This is a genomic window from Roseovarius conchicola (genome assembly GCF_041403425.1).
Lineage (GTDB): Bacteria > Pseudomonadota > Alphaproteobacteria > Rhodobacterales > Rhodobacteraceae > Roseovarius > Roseovarius conchicola.
Genome location: NZ_JBGEHK010000014.1, coordinates 37355 through 56568 on the forward strand (window position 1 = coordinate 37355; position 19214 = coordinate 56568).

13 protein-coding genes and 1 pseudogene are annotated in these 19214 nt (G+C 58.3%); 5 read left to right on the forward strand and 9 right to left on the reverse strand.

The annotated features are described in order from the left end of the window. Nucleotides 1-187 precede the first annotated feature (187 nt). Nucleotides 188-1645 (forward strand): annotated as a pseudogene (locus tag V6N02_RS21655) (trimethylamine methyltransferase family protein); the annotation flags it as partial. 67 nt (nt 1646-1712) lie between these two features. On the opposite strand, the gene V6N02_RS21660 reads toward V6N02_RS21655, so the two are convergent. Next, nucleotides 1713-2576 (reverse strand): aminotransferase class IV, encoded by an 864-nt coding sequence (locus V6N02_RS21660; RefSeq protein ID WP_371229574.1) that lies wholly within the window; start codon nt 2574-2576, stop codon nt 1713-1715. Between the two features lie 112 nt (nt 2577-2688). On the opposite strand from V6N02_RS21660, the gene V6N02_RS21665 reads away from it, so the two are divergent. Further along, on the forward strand, nt 2689-3912 hold the full coding sequence (locus V6N02_RS21665) for an aromatic ring-hydroxylating oxygenase subunit alpha (RefSeq protein WP_371229577.1): 1224 nt from the start codon (nt 2689-2691) through the stop codon (nt 3910-3912). 24 nt (nt 3913-3936) lie between these two features. On the opposite strand, the gene V6N02_RS21670 is transcribed toward V6N02_RS21665, so the two are convergent. The 7 genes from V6N02_RS21670 to V6N02_RS21700 all read right to left on the reverse strand — a co-directional run bounded on the left by V6N02_RS21670 (nt 3937) and on the right by V6N02_RS21700 (nt 13298). Next, entirely contained in the window at nt 3937-5127 is a 1191-nt protein-coding gene (locus V6N02_RS21670) for a M20 metallopeptidase family protein (protein ID WP_371229580.1), read from the reverse strand. Between the two features lie 71 nt (nt 5128-5198). Then, entirely contained in the window at nt 5199-6113 is a 915-nt protein-coding gene (locus V6N02_RS21675) for a branched-chain amino acid transaminase (protein WP_371229582.1), read from the reverse strand. Continuing rightward, nucleotides 6110-6895 carry an SDR family NAD(P)-dependent oxidoreductase gene (locus tag V6N02_RS21680; RefSeq protein WP_371229585.1) on the reverse strand — a complete coding sequence of 262 codons (786 nt, stop codon included), beginning with the start codon at nt 6893-6895 and terminating at the stop codon, nt 6110-6112. The genes V6N02_RS21675 and V6N02_RS21680 overlap by 4 nt, the downstream gene beginning before the upstream one ends. 18 nt (nt 6896-6913) lie before the next feature. Continuing rightward, nucleotides 6914-8524, reverse strand: coding sequence for a thiamine pyrophosphate-binding protein (locus V6N02_RS21685; protein ID WP_371229588.1), 1611 nt, complete (start codon nt 8522-8524; stop codon nt 6914-6916). A gap of 18 nt (nt 8525-8542) precedes the next feature. Continuing rightward, entirely contained in the window at nt 8543-10633 is a 2091-nt protein-coding gene (locus tag V6N02_RS21690; RefSeq protein ID WP_371229590.1) for a hydantoinase/oxoprolinase family protein, read from the reverse strand. A 10-nt stretch (nt 10634-10643) separates the two neighbouring features. Next, entirely contained in the window at nt 10644-12299 is a 1656-nt protein-coding gene (locus V6N02_RS21695) for a hydantoinase B/oxoprolinase family protein (protein WP_371229591.1), read from the reverse strand. Between the two features lie 294 nt (nt 12300-12593). Next, nucleotides 12594-13298 (reverse strand): GntR family transcriptional regulator, encoded by a 705-nt coding sequence (locus V6N02_RS21700; RefSeq protein ID WP_371229593.1) that lies wholly within the window; start codon nt 13296-13298, stop codon nt 12594-12596. Nucleotides 13299-13359: 61 nt separating this feature from the next. On the opposite strand from V6N02_RS21700, the gene V6N02_RS21705 reads away from it, so the two are divergent. Next, a complete protein-coding gene (locus tag V6N02_RS21705) occupies nt 13360-14019 on the forward strand; it encodes a GntR family transcriptional regulator (RefSeq protein WP_371229596.1) in 660 nt (219 codons plus the stop codon). 176 nt (nt 14020-14195) lie between these two features. Here V6N02_RS21705 and V6N02_RS21710 read toward each other — a convergent pair whose 3' ends face one another. Then, nucleotides 14196-15800, reverse strand: a complete 1605-nt coding sequence (locus tag V6N02_RS21710) for an ABC transporter substrate-binding protein (RefSeq protein ID WP_371229599.1) — start codon at nt 15798-15800, stop codon at nt 14196-14198. Nucleotides 15801-15954: 154 nt separating this feature from the next. Here V6N02_RS21710 and V6N02_RS21715 point away from each other — a divergent pair, with 154 nt between their 5' ends. After that, nucleotides 15955-16914, forward strand: a complete 960-nt coding sequence (locus tag V6N02_RS21715) for a C-terminal binding protein (protein ID WP_371229601.1) — start codon at nt 15955-15957, stop codon at nt 16912-16914. Nucleotides 16915-17154: 240 nt separating this feature from the next. Continuing rightward, nucleotides 17155-19188: an oxidoreductase gene (locus tag V6N02_RS21720; RefSeq protein WP_371229604.1), complete on the forward strand. Its 2034-nt coding sequence runs from the start codon at nt 17155-17157 to the stop codon at nt 19186-19188. Nucleotides 19189-19214 lie beyond the last annotated feature (26 nt).

Consider the following 19214-nt stretch of genomic DNA (forward strand, 5'->3'; position numbering starts at 1 on the left):
ACACCCGGCAGAAACGAATCTTCGGGAGTTAGCTAAGCAAATGTATAACACTCTTCAAAATTGGAAATTCACAATCTCCCCACCACACCCAGCTGAGATCAGGAAACCAATGGCAAGACCTAACTGCAGAGCACGCGCCAGTGCATCTTCTGTCAGACGGATCCCCTAGAAACAGTCGACCAACCCGCACCCGTTGATCGAGCTTCTCAGCCAGGATCAGATTGAGTACTTACACAATTCTGCTCTTACCGTCCTGAAGAAAACCGGCATGAAAGTTCATTCACCCAATGTGCGCAAGGTTTATGCGGCGGCAGGGTGCAAGGTTGATGACGAGTCCATGATGGTCTGGTTCGATCCGGAATTTGTCATGGAATATGTGGCCAAGGCACCATCGCATTTCTCATAGCGTGCGCGCAATCCGAACCACACGGTCCAATGCTGCGGGAACCATCTGATCTTGTCCACGATTGGTGGATCGCCGTTCATTTCGGACAATGACCGCGGACGTCAGGTGGGCACGCTTGAAAACATGCGCGAAGTCACCAAACTTGCGCAAAGCCTGAACTGTGTCGAGCTGCTCGCCGATGTGCTGGTGGAACCCCAGGACCTGCCGCCAGAAACCCGCTATCTCGATATCTACCGAGAGATGACCACGCTGACCGACAAGACCTGGCGGTGTCAGACGATGGGTGGACATATGGTGCGGGATTCACTGGCCATTCAGCGCATTGTGTATGGTGAAGACATCGATGGGCTGATCGCGAACCCCGTGGTGCATGGGAACATTGATTCCAACTCGCCACTTCAGCTTGATATCCCCATGGGCGAGGGCCTGATGGCGCTGGCTGAATTCGGGCAGCCAATCAATGCCACCTCCTTTGCGATGGCCGGTGCGATGGCCCCGGCGACCATCGCTGGCGCGCTGACCATCCAGACCGCAGAAATCCTGGCGATGGTGGTCCTGTCCCAGATCGTTCGTGCGGGGGCGCCGATCCTCTATGGGTCCTTTGCGCTGTCGGTTGATTTCCGCACTGGATCACCCGCCTTTGGCACCCCGGAATACACGCAAGCCGCACAGGCCTCGGGCCAGATGGCGCGGTTTTATGGCCTGCCATACCGGACCAGCGGTACAACCGGTTCGTCCTGCGTCGATGCACAGGCCGCTTATGAAAGCCAGATGTCGCTTTGGGGCACGATCATGGGAGGCGCCAATTTCCTGAACCATGCCTGCGGCTGGCTCGAAGGCGGCTTGTCCATTTCGATGGAAAAGATGGTGCTGGACGCCGAAATGCTGCAGATGATGAAGGCCTATCTGAAACCAATTGAGGTGACAGACGAGACGATTGCGGTTTCAACAATTCACGATGTTGGGCCTGCGGGACATTATCTGGACTGCCCGCACACAATGGAACGCTACAAAACCGCGTTTTATGAGCCGATGCTGTCTGACTGGTCAAACTTCGAAAACTGGCGGGATCGGGGCGGCCTGACAGCGACCGATCGCGCCAACAAGATATGTAAATCGCTGGAGAACGAGTATCAGGAACCACCGCTTGATCCATCCATTCTCGACGGGATCAATGACTATATCGTCCGACTTAAAGAAGAGATCGCCAGTGGGAAACTAGAGGTCGATCTGGGCTGAGATCGCTCCCATGGAATCGACCACCCATGCCAGCGACAAATTCCATTGGCATGGTGTCCCGATAAGATCATGGCCGATACGTATCCCGCCGGACAGTGTCCAGATAGGCCGCGCGCAGCTTCAAGGTCGCCGGACCGGCCTTGCCATTACCGATTCGCATCCCATCTATTTCGCCAACTGGTTTGACATAGAAACTGGCCGCGGTGTGAAACGCCTCGTCCGCCTTCAATGCCTCGCGCAAGGTGAAGAGTCGCTCTTCCACGGGAATTCCCAATTCTTCGGCGACAGAAAGTACCCGTTTGCGGGTACAGCCATGCAGAATGTCATGCGAAAGGGGCCGGGTGATCAGCACTCCACTCTTCATAATGTAGAAACTGGTCGAGCCACATTCGGTCACATGCCCATCATCATCAATCAGCAGGGCCTCATCCACACCGTCCTGCGCCGCTGCGCGCTTGGCCATCACCTGCGCCAGCAGGTTGGTGGTTTTGATGTCGCGCCGCGCCCAGCGCAGATCGGGCTGCGACTTCAGACGGATTGCACGCGGGGTCTCTTCGGCAAACCAGTCGGTCTGCGGCATGGCAAAGGCAAAGATATTTGGTGTCAGGCCCTGGGCGTAGACAAAATCCCGTGGGGCCTGTTCTCCGCGCGTCACCTGCAAATAGCTAAAACCCGAGTCGATACCGTTTTGTCGGTTGAGCTCGGTAATCACTGTGTAGACTTCGTCGATGCTCAGTGGCACGTCGATTCCTACTGTCTCCAGCGACCGGACCAGCCGGGCATAGTGAAAGGGCAAATCAATGAGATCACCCTCCAGAAGGCCAAACCCTTCATAGACGGAATCGGCGAACAAAAGGCCCCTGTCAAAAATCGATATCTTGGCATCCCGCGCTGGTACGAATGCGCCATTCAGATACACGATCTCTTGCATGACCTACCGCTGCTCCTTCTGTTTCAGGTATCATAAGCGATTACATTATTCATTTGCATAACTAGTTTTCCACCCTAGAACTATTGCCGAACACAGTATTTGCGAGGCCTCAATGCAGATCGAAAACCACTCAGACAAAACCGTCCTCAAGGGCATCGTTCAACAACATCGCAGCGGGCAAACCCTTCCGCGTGATCTCTATGTCAGTGAAGGCGCATTCCGGGTCGACATTGCCGCCTTTTTCAACACCTCGTGGTTGTTTGTCTGTCACGCAAGTGAATTGCCAAAATCCGGCAATTTTCAGCGGTTCGATGTGGCGGATACATCCGTTATTATCCTGCGCGGTCGTGACAATGAAATTCGCGCCCTGCACAATGTTTGCCGCCATCGTGGCGCCCGACTATGCGAAAAATCAGAAGGCCGCATGCCTAACATTGTCTGCCCCTATCACCAATGGATCTATGACCTGACCGGAGCCCTGACCAGAGCCGAAGGCATGGACGATGATTTTGATCTTGGTGCCCATAACGTCCGTCAGGCCCATTGCAGCGTGATCGAGGGCTGTGTCTTTGTCTGCCTTGCCGAAGACGCACCCGATGCGTCCCATCTTGGGGCCGCATTCGCCCCCTACATGCGTGCACAAGGTATCGGCGACGCCAAAGTCGCTCATGTCAGCACGATCATTGAAGAGGGCAACTGGAAACTCACCTGGGAAAACTATCACGAATGTTATCACTGCGATAACGGCCACCCGGAATTGTCGCGGACATTCCCTGTGCAACCGGTTGCCTATGGGGGTGGCGCGGACACCGAAGACCGCGATTTCGTGAACTTATGGAACACATGCGACCGGCTGGGCCTGCCCCGTGACACCCTAGGTGCGGACGATGGGATCGAGCATCGCCTGTACCGCCGCCCCCTGCTGGGGGACTCCATGACGATGAGCGGTGAGCCCGCTGTCAGCAAATACCTGGGAGGGATCACCGAGAATGGGATCGGCGACGTCAGCGTCCTGCACCATCCCAACATGTTCGGGCATATGATGGCGGACCATGCGGTCTTTATGCGGATCAGGCCGCTGGCTTCAAACCGGACGGCACTTCAAACCCGCTGGCTGGTGGATGCAGATGCTGTCGAGGGCGTGGATTACAACGTCGAAACCCTGACCGAAGTGTGGAAGGCCACCAACCAGCAGGACGCCCGGTTTGTACGTCTGTCGCATGAAGGAATCGGCTCCCCGGCCTATGTGCCGGGGCCCTATTCGCCAACACGCGAAATCTCACCACGGAAGTTCGCAGACTGGTATTGCAAACGGCTGGCCGCGTTTTTGGACTAACCCTTACCGCCAGATGACGGGGCCTTATCTGGGTGCGAGAAACCTGCTGGCCACGGCAACATGCGTCGCCACCCCAATGGCCAGAGCGTCTTCGTCGACCATCATGCGCGGGGAATGAAGCGGTGCGGCAGACGCTGGGTCTGCATCCCGTGGTGCAACACCCAGCATGGCAAAGGCTCCGCCGTATTTTTCGACAATGGATGAAAAATCCTCTGCGGCCATGTAAGGTTCAGGCTTGGTCACATAGCCGTCAGGTCCGGTCATGTCTGTCACCACGTCCTTCAGCATATCAACGAAGTCTGAGGAATTGATCGTCGCACCCGATCCTTGCGTCCGGGTTATTTTCAAGGCCATGTCGTGCGCTTCAGCCAATTGGGTGCTGATCTTGCGGATCAGGTGATCGACCCTGTCACGCGCGTCTTCGGTGCAGGTGCGCACCGTTGCTTCGAACACCACCTGATCGGGGATGATGTTTGAGACGGTTCCTGCATGGATCGACCCCACGGAAATCACAACAGGCTCAAACGTACTGAACTTGCGGGTGACCATCACTTGCAACGCCATGATCATCTCGCAGGCAACCGGGATCGGATCGTTGGCCTGATGCGGGGCAGAGCCGTGACCACCGGCCCCTGTCAGCGTGAACCGGAAACTATCCGCAGCGGACATGATCGGTCCGGGCCGGGACTCAACAACTCCCGATTTCAGTGTCGGCATGATGTGCAGAGCAAAGGCCGCATCCGCCGAGCCGCCATTGTCCAGCAACCCTTCGTCCATCATGACGCGCGCGCCGCCATCGCCCTCTTCATCGGCCTCAAAGACAAAGCGCACCTCGCCGGCCAGCTGGTCGCGAAGCCCATGCAGGATGCACGCGGCACTTGTCAGCATTGCGGTATGGCAATCATGCCCGCAAGAGTGCATCCGGCCAGGCACTTTGCTGGCGAAATCCAGCCCGGTTTCTTCATCCATCGGCAGCGCATCCATATCGGCGCGCAGGATCAGGGTCTTGCCCGGCCGACCCGTCTGCATCCGGGCCACAAAACTTGATGTTGTCGGGCTCTCGACCATCTCAAGGCCGAGGGGTTGCAACGCGCACACGACCGCCGCCTTGGTTCTGTGCAGATCATCGCCCAGTTCCGGATGTTCGTGGATTTCCCGACGGAGCCGCACCGTGTGCGGTTGATGTTGCCTCGAGAGGTTCAGGTATTCGCTCATCACAGCCCTCAGTCACAAAAAAAGAGGCGGAAACGGCTCTTCGTTTCCGCCCCAGTCTCAGGGAGAGTCTATCAGATTTCGGTCAGCCAGCCACGGCTGTCTTCGACACGGCCCGTCGCCACGTCGAAATAGAGTTTTTGAACCTGTCGGGTGATGTCTCCGGGCGCGCCATTTCCTATCGGTTCGCCATCCACATTGATCAGCGGCACCACTTCGGCGCCTGATCCACAGAAGAACGCTTCTGAGGCGCAGAAGAATTCACTGCGGTCCATCTCACGTTCCCGCACCTCGTATCCTGCGTCACGCAGCAGGGTGATGACCGTGTCACGGGTGATGCTTTCCAGAATGTCGCTGGTCACCGTCGGGGTCACAACGACACCGTCGCGCACGATGAACAGGCACATCGCCTGCCCTTCCGACACTTTGCCCCGGCTGTTGAGAAAGATCGCAGCATCATAGCCGTCGTTCTTGGCCTGAATCGCCGCCAGGCGCGCGTTGCCATAGTTGGAATTGGCCTTGGCGCGCGGGGGCATGACGTTGTCCGAAATCCGCTGCCAGGAGCTGACCTGCGCCTTTACGCCGGTCTCCACGGACTTGGCGGTCCCGCGCTGGATCGCGGTGATGAAACACCCTACCGGACCCCGGGCCGAGCTTTCGCCGATCCCGTCAATATAGACCGTCGGGCGGATATGCACCGAACCGGTAAAGTTGTTGCGGCGGATCAGCTCGATGGTCGCATCACACATGTTCTGCGCCGAGACGATTTCACCAAAGCGGGAAATCCGTTGACTGATTTCCATCCTCACCATGTGTTCCTGAAGGCGGAACAGGTACATCTTTTCCTGCTCTTCGTTCCAGTATCCACGGATACCTTCAAACACGGCCGCTCCGTACTTCACCGCAGGGGTGAAGCAATGGATCTTGCCTTCATCCCACAGGATGAAATCACCGTTGAAATAGATCGTCAGATCGGAATGCGCGCTCATACCATTTTATCCTCGGGCACCGGCATGGTGTAGTTCAATCCCGAGCGGCCACCATCAATGTAAACGGTTTCACCGGTGATGTAGCCTGCGTCTTCGGATGCCAGGAACAACACCACATTGGCCACGTCACGACCATCGCCGAACCGCATCATCGGGATGCGTTGAAGGATGTTGCGGCGGGTGTCTTTGTCCGACAACAGGTTGTCGCGGTTCAGATCGGTCAGGATCGTGCCGGGCCCAACTGCGTTGACCCTGATACCATGTTCCGCCAGCGACAACGCCATTGCGTTGGTAAACGCCGAAATACCGCCCTTGGAGGCCGCATAGGGCGAAATCGTCGGCATCGTCATCCGCACCGAACTGGAGGACATGTTCACAATCGAGCCCTGCCCGCGTTCCACCATGTGTTTGGCGACTTTCTGACCCACCAGGTAGATGGATTTCAGGTTGATGCGGATCACATCGTCGAAATCCTTCTCGCTAAGCTCAAGGAAATTGGCGCGCCGGGTGATGCCTGCGTTGGAAAAGAGGGAATCGATATGCCCGAAATCCGCGATGACCTGGTCGATGACCGGGTCTACTTCGGATTTGTAACCGACGTCACATTTATAGAACTTGGCTTTCACCCCATATTGCTCGGCGATCTCGGTGGCGGTTTCCTGCCCCTTGTCTTCCAGCACGTCCAGAATGGCGACATTGGCACCTTCCTCGGCAAACCGTTCGCACACAGCCTTGCCGATGGAACGGGCTGCGCCGGTGACAACAACATTCTTGTCCTTCATTCTCATATTTTTCTCTCCTTACAATTCGCGCAGCGCATTGAATTGTTCGACATAGCAAGAGCCGTCGATGCGCGCAGCAATAAGCGTGCTTCGGTTCGATTTTGCGGCAGCTGCCAGTGCGTCGCCCAACTGATGCTCGGTCTCGACGCAGACCCCATCGGCCCCGAAACCGGCGGCCAGTTTCTCATAATCCACGCCGCCCAGGTCGATGCCGAATTTCTCGATCCCCTTCAGCTCCTGCTTGATGCGGATCAGCGCAATCTCGCGGTCGTCCCAGATGACAACGGTGATAGGAAGGTTCTCCTTCGCCGCTGTCTGCAATTCGGCCACCGCCATCATGAAGCCGCCATCGCCGGTAAAGGCGACGACCGGACGTTCGGGATGCGCAAGCCGTGCGGCCAGCGCCGCCGGGATGGCGATCCCCATCGAGCCGAGGCCATTCGAGGTCAGGAACTGGCGCGGCGCATAGGATTTCCATTTCTGCACCACCAGAAGGCGGCTGGCACCCGCATCACAGGTCGCAATCGTGTCGCGCGGCAGGACGTCTCGCGCCACTTCCATCGCGGCTTGCGGCGACATGTAGCTGGTCGCAACATTCAGCGCATTGTTCAGATCGTCCCGGAACTTGGCGGCAGCCTTTTCGCCCCAATTCGACCCACCATCCGAAAACTCGGTCAGCGATTGTGTGATCAGCTTGATGTCACCCACCACTTCCAGTGTCGCGGGGATCAGCGCCTCAAGCGTTGGCGTGTTCACAATCGACAAAAGCGGAATACCATAGGGCCAGGATTTCGGCTGGAGTTCAACACAATCGACACCCAGCGTGATGACCAGATCAGACTGGCTGATCAATTCCCGCTCAATCAACCCGCCAATGATGCAGCCCGCGCGCAAGGCATGATCCTCGGGGATTGCCCCCTTGCATTTCGACGTGGTCAGCACCGGTGCGCCGAGCGTTTCGGCCAGTTTGACCATCTCATCCGAGGCCTTGTCCCAGAAAACGCCAAGCCCGACCAGAATGATCGGCTTGCGAGCGTTGCGGATCATCTCCAGCGGGACCTTGAGTGCATCACGATCCGGACGAATGCCCTGCTCATTGGGCAGCATGGACGGCGCGAATGTGATCTCCGGGGCCTCCGCCGTGGTCTCCGTGGCGGGCATGTCGATATGAACCGGCCCGGGCGTCGGCGCCATCGCGGTGCGGATCGCGCGGCGGACCTGCTGATGGGCTGTCTTGGCCTGCATGCGCGTCGACCACTTTGTGATCGGCTTGTAGATGGCTTGATGGTCGATCACCTGACGCAGCCCGGTCTCATAGGTATGGGCCGGGTACTGATCGGTCAGGGCAATCATCGGCGCCCGGTCGAGCCAGGCATGAGCCACACCGTTGACCATGTTGGTCGCCCCGGGACCGCGGGTCGAGGTGGACATGCCCGGCACGCCCTTGAGCTCACCCCAGGTGGCGGCGACCATGGCGGCGGCCACTTCCTGTTTCATCAGGATGTAGCGCATATCGCGTTCGCGCAGGGCATCCATCAATTCAACGGTTTCGCCGCCGGGGTGACCGACGACGACATCGGTCCCGATCTCCTTGAGTGAATCGGCCAGAACTTCAACGGTTGTGCTCATGGGTTTTGTCCTTTTGCCTTACTGGCCGTAATCAATGTCGATGATGAGGTTGAGGTGATCGTCCACCGTGATCGTCGCATCAGGGCCTGCCACCACGGTGGATTCCCGCTCCTCGATCACTGCGGGGCCTGGCACCACGGTACCGGGCGCCAGCCCGTAGCGGTTGTAGACCTTGGTCGGCACATAGCCCTCGTCGGGAAAATGCGCCATGCGCTCGCCCTTTTCGGCGGATGACCGGTCGATCTGCTGACCTTCGAACTGAAGCTGAATATTGGGTGTCGGCCCCGAGGCCGTGATCCGCCAGCTGACAACCTCGATCGGCACATCGCTGATCACACGTCCGAAGAGTGCATTGTACTTGTCGAGGAACTGCTGCTTCAGCGCAGCACCCAGACTGTCGGCAACCGCCTCTTTCGGCAGCGCCACTTCGATCTCGAAGCCCTGCCCGACATAGCGCATCTCGACCCGGTATTTTACAGTGATCGTGTCGGGGTTGCCCCCCGCCTCGACCAGCTGTTCCGTGGCCTCGCGTTCCATGTCCGCAAAAAGTCCGCGCACATGGTCAAGGTCGATCTGATCCAGCCGTGTCACATAAGAGCGCACCGCATCCGTGGCGGGTGCCGCGATCAGAAAGCCCAAGGCCGAGGACACCCCCGCCCCCAAAGGCGCAATGATCCGTTCGATCTTGAGTTCCTTGGCAAGCCCGTAGGCATGGACCGGTCCCGCCCCGCCGGTGGCGACAAGCGTGTATTTGCGCGGGTCGCGTCCCTTTTCGGCGATGTAGCGGCGGGTCGCAGCGGCCATGTTGTTGTTGACCACGGCATGAATGCCCGAAACGGCGCGGGTCACATCCATGTTGCCCGGTGTCGCAAGCTTCTTGTCGACGGCCTTTTTCACGCCCTCGATATCCAGCGACATTTCACCGCCCAGGAAGTAATCCGGCGACAAATACCCCAGCACCAGATCGGCATCGGTCACGGTCGGCTCTTCGCCGCCACGACCGTAACAGACCGGCCCGGGTTCCGAGCTTGCACTGTCCGGGCCAACCTTGAGCAGACCCATCCGGTCCAGCCGCGCAATCGAGCCGCCTCCTGCCCCGATTTCAATCAGGTCGATCACCGGCACCTTAAGCGGTATGCCCGAGCCCTGACGGAAGCGGCGCACGCGGCCCGCCTCAAAGGTTTTCGAATGCTCCGGCTCACCGTTTTCAATGAGGCACATCTTGGCCGTGGTGCCACCCATGTCAAACGCGATGACGCGGTCCGAGTCGGTCAGTTTGCCGTAATATGCTCCCGAAATCGCCCCAGCTGCAGGGCCGCTTTCGATCATCTGAATGGGCGCTTCCTGAGCCACGCGCAAGCTGGCGATACCACCGCCCGACAGCATCACGTTCAGCGGGCCGGACAGACCCATATCCATCAGTTTGTCGCGCAAATCATTGATGTAGCGACGCATCAGTGGCAGCACATAGGCATTGGCCGCTGCCGTACAGGTGCGTTCGTATTCGCGGATTTCGGGTGCCACCACCGTCGAGATAGTGACCGGGAAACCCGGGTGCGCCTCAGCCAGGATCGCGGCCGCACGTTCTTCGTGCGCGGGGTTCGCATAGGCGCTGATGAAACAGATCGCGATGGCCTCGACCCCGCCGTCGATCAGCTCTTGCGCGGCCTTCTTGAGCCCATCTTCGTCCAGCGGTTTGAGAACGTCGCCCATGGCGTTGATCCGCTCTGTCACCGTCTTGCGGCGGGGACGATCCGCCAGCGGAACCGGCTTTTCCATGAAGAGGTCATAGAGGTCATAACGCATCTCATGCCCGACCTCGAGCACGTCGCGGAACCCTTCGGTGGTGATCAGACCAATGGTCGCCCCATCCCGTTCGATCAGCGTGTTTGTGACCAGCGTGGTGCCATGAACGATCCCATCAAGACCGGCCATCTCGACACCGGCCTCGCGGGTGATTCGTGCCACCCCTTCACAGATCGCCAGCGACGGGTCCTTGGGGGTGGTCAGCTGCTTGCCGGTGAAAATGATATCGCGCTTTTCATCCACCAGGACGAAATCGGTGAAGGTGCCGCCAACGTCCACGCCAACCCGGATGCGTTTCTTCATTGCCATTGCCTTAGCCCTCGTATCCGTAGTCGCGTTTTGCCGCCTCTGCGGTCACATATCCCGCCTCAATGTCGGACTTGATCGCCATTGGATCACGCCGCTTGGGGTCGCCATAGCCACCGCCACCGGGGAAATGAATGTTGAGTATCTCTCCGGGTTTCAGCACGCTGCGGGATTTCTGGTGCGGACGGGTGCCGTCCGACAGCTCGACCACGGTATTTGAGCCGGGGTTGCCGCCCATGATGCCCTTGGGGGGATGTTTGTGCCGGTCCGACAGCAGGGAAAAGTTGATCGGCGTCGTCGACAGAACCTCGATCACCACATCCTGTCCCAGCCCGCCGCGATACTCCCCCGACCCGCCGGAATCCGGGGTCAGTTCCTTTTTGTGGACCAGCAGCGGCGACACGCTTTCCAGCGCCTCGATGCTGCCCGCGCCGGTGTTCGAAGGGAACGCGGTGCAGGCATAGCCGTCCATGCGCGCATTGGCCCCCACCCCGCCCGAGGCAAAGAGCACCTGGTTGAAGCGGTTCCCGTCCTTGTCAACGCCGCCGTAGACCGTGCGCAGCGTCGGGGCCGAGCCGGATTCCGCCGTGACCATGTCTGGCACCACCTGCGCCAGACAGCCATAGATCGCCCCGGTCAACAGGTGGCCCGTCAGCTGACGCGCCGCGACAGGGGCCGGAAAGACCGGGTTCAGGATGGAGCCGCGCGGCGCCTTCACCGTGATCGGCTGGAACGACCCTTCGTTGCGCGGGCTTTCAGGGTCCAGCGCGCATTTGATCGGATAGGTCGCGTAGGCATAGGTGTATTTCATCACCGAGTTGATGCCGCGCGCGATTTGCGGGCTGGTGCCGTCAAAGTCGATCTCAAGGTCCGAACCCTTGATCGTGACCTTGCAGTTGATCAGCGTTTCCTGATCGTCAAACCCGTCCGCCCGGGTCGAGGCGGTCCAGCTGCCATCGGGCAGCTTTTCGATGGCATCGCGCATCGCCTGTTCGGCGCGACCGCGCAACTCCGCGGAGAGGGCCGTGAGATCCTCCAGCCCGGTGTCTTCCAGAAACTGCTGTACGCCTTTTTCGCAGACCCTTTGCGCTGCGACCTGCGCGTAGACATCCCCGATCACCTGATCTGGCACACGCACATTGGACCGAATGGTACGGCCCACGAAATCATCCTCCACCCCTTCACGGATGAATTTGACCGGCATGATCCGCAGGCCTTCCTCGACCAACTCGCGGCAATCCCCGGACCAGCCGCCGCCGCCAATGTCCGGCAGGTGCGCAATCGAGCCGGAAAAGCCCACAAGTTTACTGTTGTGAAAGATCGGCGCGGCCATGGTGATGTCGGGCAAATGCCCGGAGCCGATTTCGGGATCGTTGGTGATGATGCAATCGCCCGGACGCCAGTCTTCCTTGGGGATCACCTCCAGAAACGACCGAACCGCCGAGGGCAGCATGCCCACGAAAGACGGGATGCCGGCGGTGTTTTCCGCCAGCGCGTTGCAATCGGCATCCATGAGAACGGTGGTGAAATCGTTGGATTCCCGCACAACTGTCGAAAAGGCCGTCCGCAGCAGCGCCGCCGCGGATTCATCTGCGATCGAGATCAGGCGGGACCAGAGAATTTCCAAAGTGATCGGATCAAAAGATTCTGACTCAGTGTGCATTTCAGCCCGCTTTCATCCATGTAACGACGACTCCATGTTTAAGTTATGCATTTGCATAACACAAGCGGTGAAATCCATCATCATGGCTCTCTAACCACCCTAGACAACTTGTTCAGAGTGATCGAAATTACGACACAAAGACCCGCGTCCAAACCAACACGCTCGGATGCCGGGCAAGGGCAAGCTGCGATGCGGATTGTCAGAGAATGACTAGCGACTCGTCTTGGAATGACGCAAATCTATTCCAGCTACGCGCCTGGTCGGGGCGAAGGTCTTCCATTTCAATCGCGTGAATCAGTCGGGATCAATCAAGGGCGCCATGCTGTTTTCAATGTGAGTGCGCACTGCGGCTTTCGCCGATTGGGTGTCGTGTGCCTCGAGTGCGCGTAAAATATCCGAATGCTCTTTTGCTATCTCCCGGACGCGTTTCACCACATCGTAGGTCCGATGCGGCAGCAATCCCAACACGGGCCTCAGTGATTTCAGATGCTTGGCCAGATACCGATTGCGAGTCGCGTCGTAAATAATTTCGTGAAACTGAGTGTCAACTCTTGGCAGCAGGTTGTAATTTTCAATGTTATCTCTGAAAATTTCCATGTTTTGCTGAAGCAGAGCAAGCTCAGGATCGCTTATCCACTCCGCCGACATTTCCACCGCCGAAACTTCAAGTACAAGACGGACATTATAGTACGCGATGATTTTTTCCCTGGTCAGAATCGTGACACGAAACTGTCCCCCGTTGCACGTCTCAACAAGCCCGATGCTGTGCAGGTGCCGGATGGATTCACGGATCGGAGTGCGGCTGGTGCCCAGTTCTTTGGCTAGGCTGACGAAATCAATGATCTCTCCAGGCTGCAGTTTCTTGCTCTCAATCTGCCGCCGGATAAGCTGCTCGGCTTTTTCCACCATCGAGCCTTCTTCTGAGCTTGCGGCACTTGCCTGTTCCCTCATGGTCTTTTTGCTTCTTTTGCCTGACAGATTTTCGGTGTCCACCGTCATTGTATAGCCCAAGCCTCTGCTCTACTCTACTCTAGAAGTCGCAACATAGCCTAGGCGTCAGATGAAAACACATCCAAATACACTTTCGGATTTGGTCAGATCACATATTCAGGAAGGTATTTTGTCGGGAACGTTTTTCCCGGGAAAACGGCTGAAAGAAACGGATTTGGCATTGGAGCTTGGCATTAGCCGCTCTCCGATCCGTGAAGCGTTGAAAGTGGTGGAACAAGAAGGGTTGATTGTTGTCGAACCCTGGAAAGGTCTCAGCATTGCTAAACTCACCCGGGTTCAGATGCTTGAGCTTTTTTCCTACCGTGAAGTTTTTGAAGTCATGGCCATAGAAATGGCCTGCGAGAGCATCACGGCTGAGCGCTTAGACCTTCTGAGCGAGCTTGTGGACGATCACCTTCTGAGTGACGATGTAACGCTTGCGGATCTTGCGCGGAACAACCAAGAATTTCATCAAACTATCTATGAAGCAACCCAGAATGATTTCCTCAAAGCTTCAGTTGGCACCCTTCGAACCTTGCTTGCCTTGATGCCCAGCGAAACGTTTCGCCAACCCGGTCGTACGGCAACGATCCTCGAAGAGCACCGTGCGATTGTCGGAGGTCTGAAGGCGCGGGATACCGAAATGGCCAAAGCGGCAATCCGAACGCATATTCGGAATTCGGCCAAGTCGCATATGTCGCTGATTGTCAAAGCTGACCTAGGGATCTGACCCGCCCCGCAGTCTACGGCTGCGGCACGCACCTGTTGTGCAGAGCTCATTCCAAACGGTGTCCCAAGCCGTGACGACCCGCCGGCTTCTTTAAGGGATACCCCTCTCCACCAACGAAATCGCCCCGGACAACATCTCGTCATCCGGGGCGCTGTCTGTTGCAGACTGGATCGCGGTTACGTGTCCAGCCAGACTTTGTTGGCGAAGTTGAAGCCGCTGGCAAAACCAAGGGGCGTCTTCTTCAGGCCTTTGACGTTGTTTCGGATCCCGTCGATGAAATCGTAGAACAGCGGCGTCATATGGCCGTCATCCTCATAGAGGATCGCCTGAACTTCCCCATAGAGTTCCTTGCGCTTGGCTTCGTCGGTTTCGCCGCGCGCTTCAACGATAAGGGCATCGACCCGCTCATTCGCAAAGTTGGTTTCGTTCCACTTCGCACCCGAGCCGAATGCAATCGACAGGATAACATCGTAAACCGGACGCGCATTCCAGTTGGAGGCGTAGAAATCACGCTTCAGCCAGATGTTGCTCCAGTAACCGTCAGCGGGCTCGCGCTTGATATTGACGTTGATGCCGCTACGAGCTGCGCCTTGTTGCAGCATGAGCGCCATATCGGAGCTGGCGCCGACCGCATCGGAAATGTGCAGATCAATTGTAGAGCCTTCCATTCCGGACGATTTGATGAGGCTCTTGGCCTTATCAAGGTCCAGATCACGCTGCGGCAGATCGGCGTTGTAGTACGGGCTGCTTGGGTGGAAGGGATGATCGTTTGCCTTGACTGCGTAATTCTTGAACGAGGTCTTGATCAACCGGTCACGGTCAAACATGTATTTGATCGCGTTGCGGAAGTCTTTGTTGGCAAAGGGTCCACTGTCCACCTTCATATTCAGCGTCGTCCAAGCAGGCGCCGGAATGTTGAACACCTGCGTTTCCGCCGAGGATTCGACCGATTGCAGGCCGTTGGCGGGAATTTGCATGCCCAGATCAATTTCCCCGCTCAGCAGCGCGTTCACACGGGCCACACCATCGGTGATGGCGAAGAAATCGCAGCTGTCGACATATACGTTGCCAAAGTAGTTTTCGTTGCGCTCGTAAAGGGTGTTCACGCCGGGCGTGAATTCTTTCACAACCATCGGGCCGGTGCCGTTGCCATTTGAGAAATCGGTTGTGCCTTCGGCCGCGATGGCAAAGTTGTAAAGGCCCAGCACGCGGATGAAGTCGGCGTTCGGGCCCGACAGCTGAATGTTGACGCGGTTCGGACCATCTGCGGTTACAGACTCGACCCCATCCATCAACGCCTTGCCGGTCGAACCCAGCTCTTCGTCCTTGTGGCGCATCAACGACCAGACAACGTCTGCCGAGCTGAAGGTCTTGCCATCGTGGAAGGTCACGCCCTCGCGCAGCTTCAACGACCAAAGCGTGCCATCGTCCGAGACCTCCCATTCGGTCGCCAGACGCGGTTGCGGGTTGACCACCTCGTCCAGGTCAACCAGCGTGTCGTAGTTTGTGTAGGCGCGGACATAGTCGTTCGTGTAGGTGAACTTGGCCGGATCCATCGCATCGGTGCTGCTTTGTGCATAGCTGGAGACGCGCAGGTGGCCACCTTTCTTGGGCGTATCCGCATAGGCGCGGGTCGCCGACAGCGTAAGAGGACCGGCCACAGCCGCCGACATCCCGGCAGCGCCAAACCATTTGAGCAGGTCGCGTCGCGTCGCGCCCTTCCGGATCATGTGATACACTTCGTTCTGATCGTGCATCCGCAGGTCTTTGAAATCTTTCATCTTGGCCTTCCTCCCATTTTGGCGCTTAAGCGATGCTTTTCGCTTGATCTTTTGTCGATTTCTTCGTGTCGACAACAAATCGAGTTGCCTATTATTAACAGCAGCCCTAATTTAATGCAAATGTATAATGGCACTGTCACGCCGGGGGTTCGGGATGAAACTCGTCTTTGTTGATTATAATGACCCGTCTGTCCTGACGCAGATTGAACCACTGGCCCAAGCGGGTGTGAGTGCCATACTCGCCGACCTGAAAAACCCAACCGAGGATGAGGTGATCGAGGTTTGCAAAAGCGCGGATATCCTGGTCTCGTCCAGGGTTCCACTGTCCCGCCGCATTCTGGCATCCCTGCCCGAGGTCAAGATGCTCTGTGCGCCGCAGGTCGGCTTTGATCATTTCGATGTTACCGCCGCCCGCGACCTGGACCTGCGGATCGGTCACTCGGCCTTCTGCAACTATACCGAAGTGGCCAGTCACGCGCTTGCCCTGGCGTTGATTCTGGTCCGGCAGATACCGATCATGCAAAGGCACACGGCAACGGGCGGTTGGGATTTTACGACCGCGGGGGCGCTGCAACGGCCCGGCACCATGACGGTGGGCATCATTGGATTGGGTCGGATCGGCGGGGCTTTTGCAATGCGTGCGGTACCCTGCTTCAAACGGTTGATTGCCTATGATCCGTTTCGGCCTGCCGAAGACTGGCCCCAGAATGTCGAGCGCGCAGAGCATTTGTCGGACCTGCTTTCGCATTCCGATATCGTCAGCCTGCATACACCTCTGACCGACCTGACGCGCGGACTGGTTGATGCAGCGTTTCTTTCAGCGATGCCGCAGGGTTCGTTTCTGCTCAACACGGCGCGCGGTGAAATCGCGGACCCCGCCGCCATCCTCGATGCGTTGGAAAGCGGCCATCTGGCGGGCGCGGGGCTTGACGTACTGCCGCAGGAACCCCCACATCCCGACGATCCCGTTCTGACCCATCCGAGAATCGTGGTGACCCCGCATTCGGCATTCTATTCCGAACAATCCCGGCAGGACAAATACGCCATGGTGACGGAAAATGTGCTGTCCTTCATCAAGACTGGCGCGCCAAAATACGATGCGTTGGGGCTCTGAAATTGGTAAGGCGGGTTGAAATCGGTGGCCGTTCGCTGAAACCGCCCCGATCAGAGCCATCACCAGCGACAGGGTCCGCCTGCCGTGTTGACGCAGCGATACGCCGCGCTGAACGGAAAAGGCGGGCAACTACATCCTGGACCTAGTTTACACGTTGAATTGCTTTCGTTATTCATTTGTATAATTCGCTTGCCTCAGAGCAGCTTCCCACCTTTCAACCGATGGATCACCTGTGCAAAAATGACAGCCCCACTCTTTCAGCCCTTCACCCTGAAGAACACAGTCTTCAAGAATCGCGTGTTTTCCGCCGCTCATGAGCCCGCCTTTACAGAAGACGGGATGACGGCCGGGCGCTACATCGCCTATCACGAGGAAAAGGCCAAGGGCGGCCTGGCCATGTCGATGATCGGCGGCTCCACCGTGGTCAGCCGCGATTCGCCGCCCACCTTCGGCAATGTCGATGCCTCGACCGACCGCATCATCGAATGGTGGGGCAAACTGGCTGACATGCTGCATTCCTATGATTGCAGGACCATCACCCACCTCACCCACCTGGGCCGCCGCACGACCTGGGCCGATCCCGACTGGCTGCCGCTGATGTCGGCGTCCTGCGTGCGGGAACAGGCCCACAAGCAATATCCCAAAGCAGTCGAGATCGAGGACATCAACCGCATCAAGGCCGACTATGTCGCAGCGGCAATCCGCGCCGAACAGGCCGGGCTGGATGGGGTCGAGCTGATGGCCTATTCGCAATTCGCCGGGTCTTTCCTGATTTCCAATCAGAATTTCCGCTCCGACCTCTACGGCGGCAGTGTCGAAAACCGGATGCGGTTCAGCCTGGAAGTGCTCGAAGAGATCCGCGCCGCCGTCAGCGATGATTTCATCGTCGGCATCCGCACCACCGGCGGCGACCCCGACGGAATGAGCGAGGAAGAGGCGCTGGAGATCAACCTGCGCTATGCCGAAAGCGGGCTGACCGATTACCTGAACATCGTCTACGGCTCGGTCATGGGGTCCGAGATCGGGGTCAGCCGCTCGGTGCCCCCAATGGGCACACCGGCCTCGCCGCATATCGACACGCTCAAGAAGATCCGCAACCAGATCACCGTGCCGGTCATTCACTCCTGCCGGGTCATGGACCTCGGATCGGCCCGCACCGCGCTTGAGGTCGGCGCGGTGGACATGGTGGGCATGACCCGCGCGCACATGGCCGACCCCCATATCCTTGCGAAGTTCGAGGCCGGGGAGGAACACCGCATCCGGCCCTGCGTCGGGGCCGGGCATTGCATTGATCAGATCTACCATTCCGGCGCCGCCTACTGCATCCACAACCCCGCCACCGGGCGTGAACAGACGATCCCCCAACTGGTGGACAAGGGCGACGGCCCGGCCCGCAAGATCACCGTCGTCGGCGCGGGCCCCGCCGGCATGGAGGCCGCCCGCGTCTGCAAACTGCGCGGTCATGACGTCAAGCTGATCGAGGCCAGCTCGGCCGCCGGAGGCCAGTTGCTGATCGCGGCCCGGTCGCCGCGTCGGCGCGACCTGATCGGTATCGTCGACTGGCTCAAGGGTGAGCTTGAGGCGCTGGAGGTCCCTATCGAATACGACCGCTATGTCGACGCAGAGGACCTGGAGGACGATGATGCCGACATCATCATCATTGCCACCGGCGGGCTACCCAACACCGAATTCTTTGAAAGCGGTCACGACCTCGCCACCAGCAGCTGGGACGTTCTGAGCGGCCAGGCCAAGCTGACCGGTGACATTCTGCTCTACGATGAAAACGGGGCCGAACCCGGGATCGGCACGGCGGAATACCTGATCGCACAGGGAACGGTGCCGGTCATGATCACGCCTGACCGCATGATCGGAACCCATATCGGGGGCACCAACTATCCGGCGGCGTTCAAGAGTTTTCTCGACGCCGGGATGCGGATGATCACCGACCACCGCCTGGTGTCCCTGACCCGTGACGGCGGCCGCATCAGGGCCCGCTTCTGGTGCGATATCACCCACCAACCGCTTGAACTGACCGCCGATCATGTCGTGGTCGAAAACGGGACACTGCCTGCGGACGACACCTATTTCGGGCTCAAGGACAACGCAACCAACCGCGGTATGACGGATATCGACGCGCTGGCAGAGCTCGAACCTCAGGCGATCAATCTGAATCCCGGCGGCAGCTACCAGCTCTTTCGCATTGGCGACGCCGTGGCCAGCCGGTCGGTCCATGCCGCAATGTTCGAGGCCCGGCGCCTGTGCATGGTTTTCTGATGCGCCGGATCCGAAAGCAGACCTAT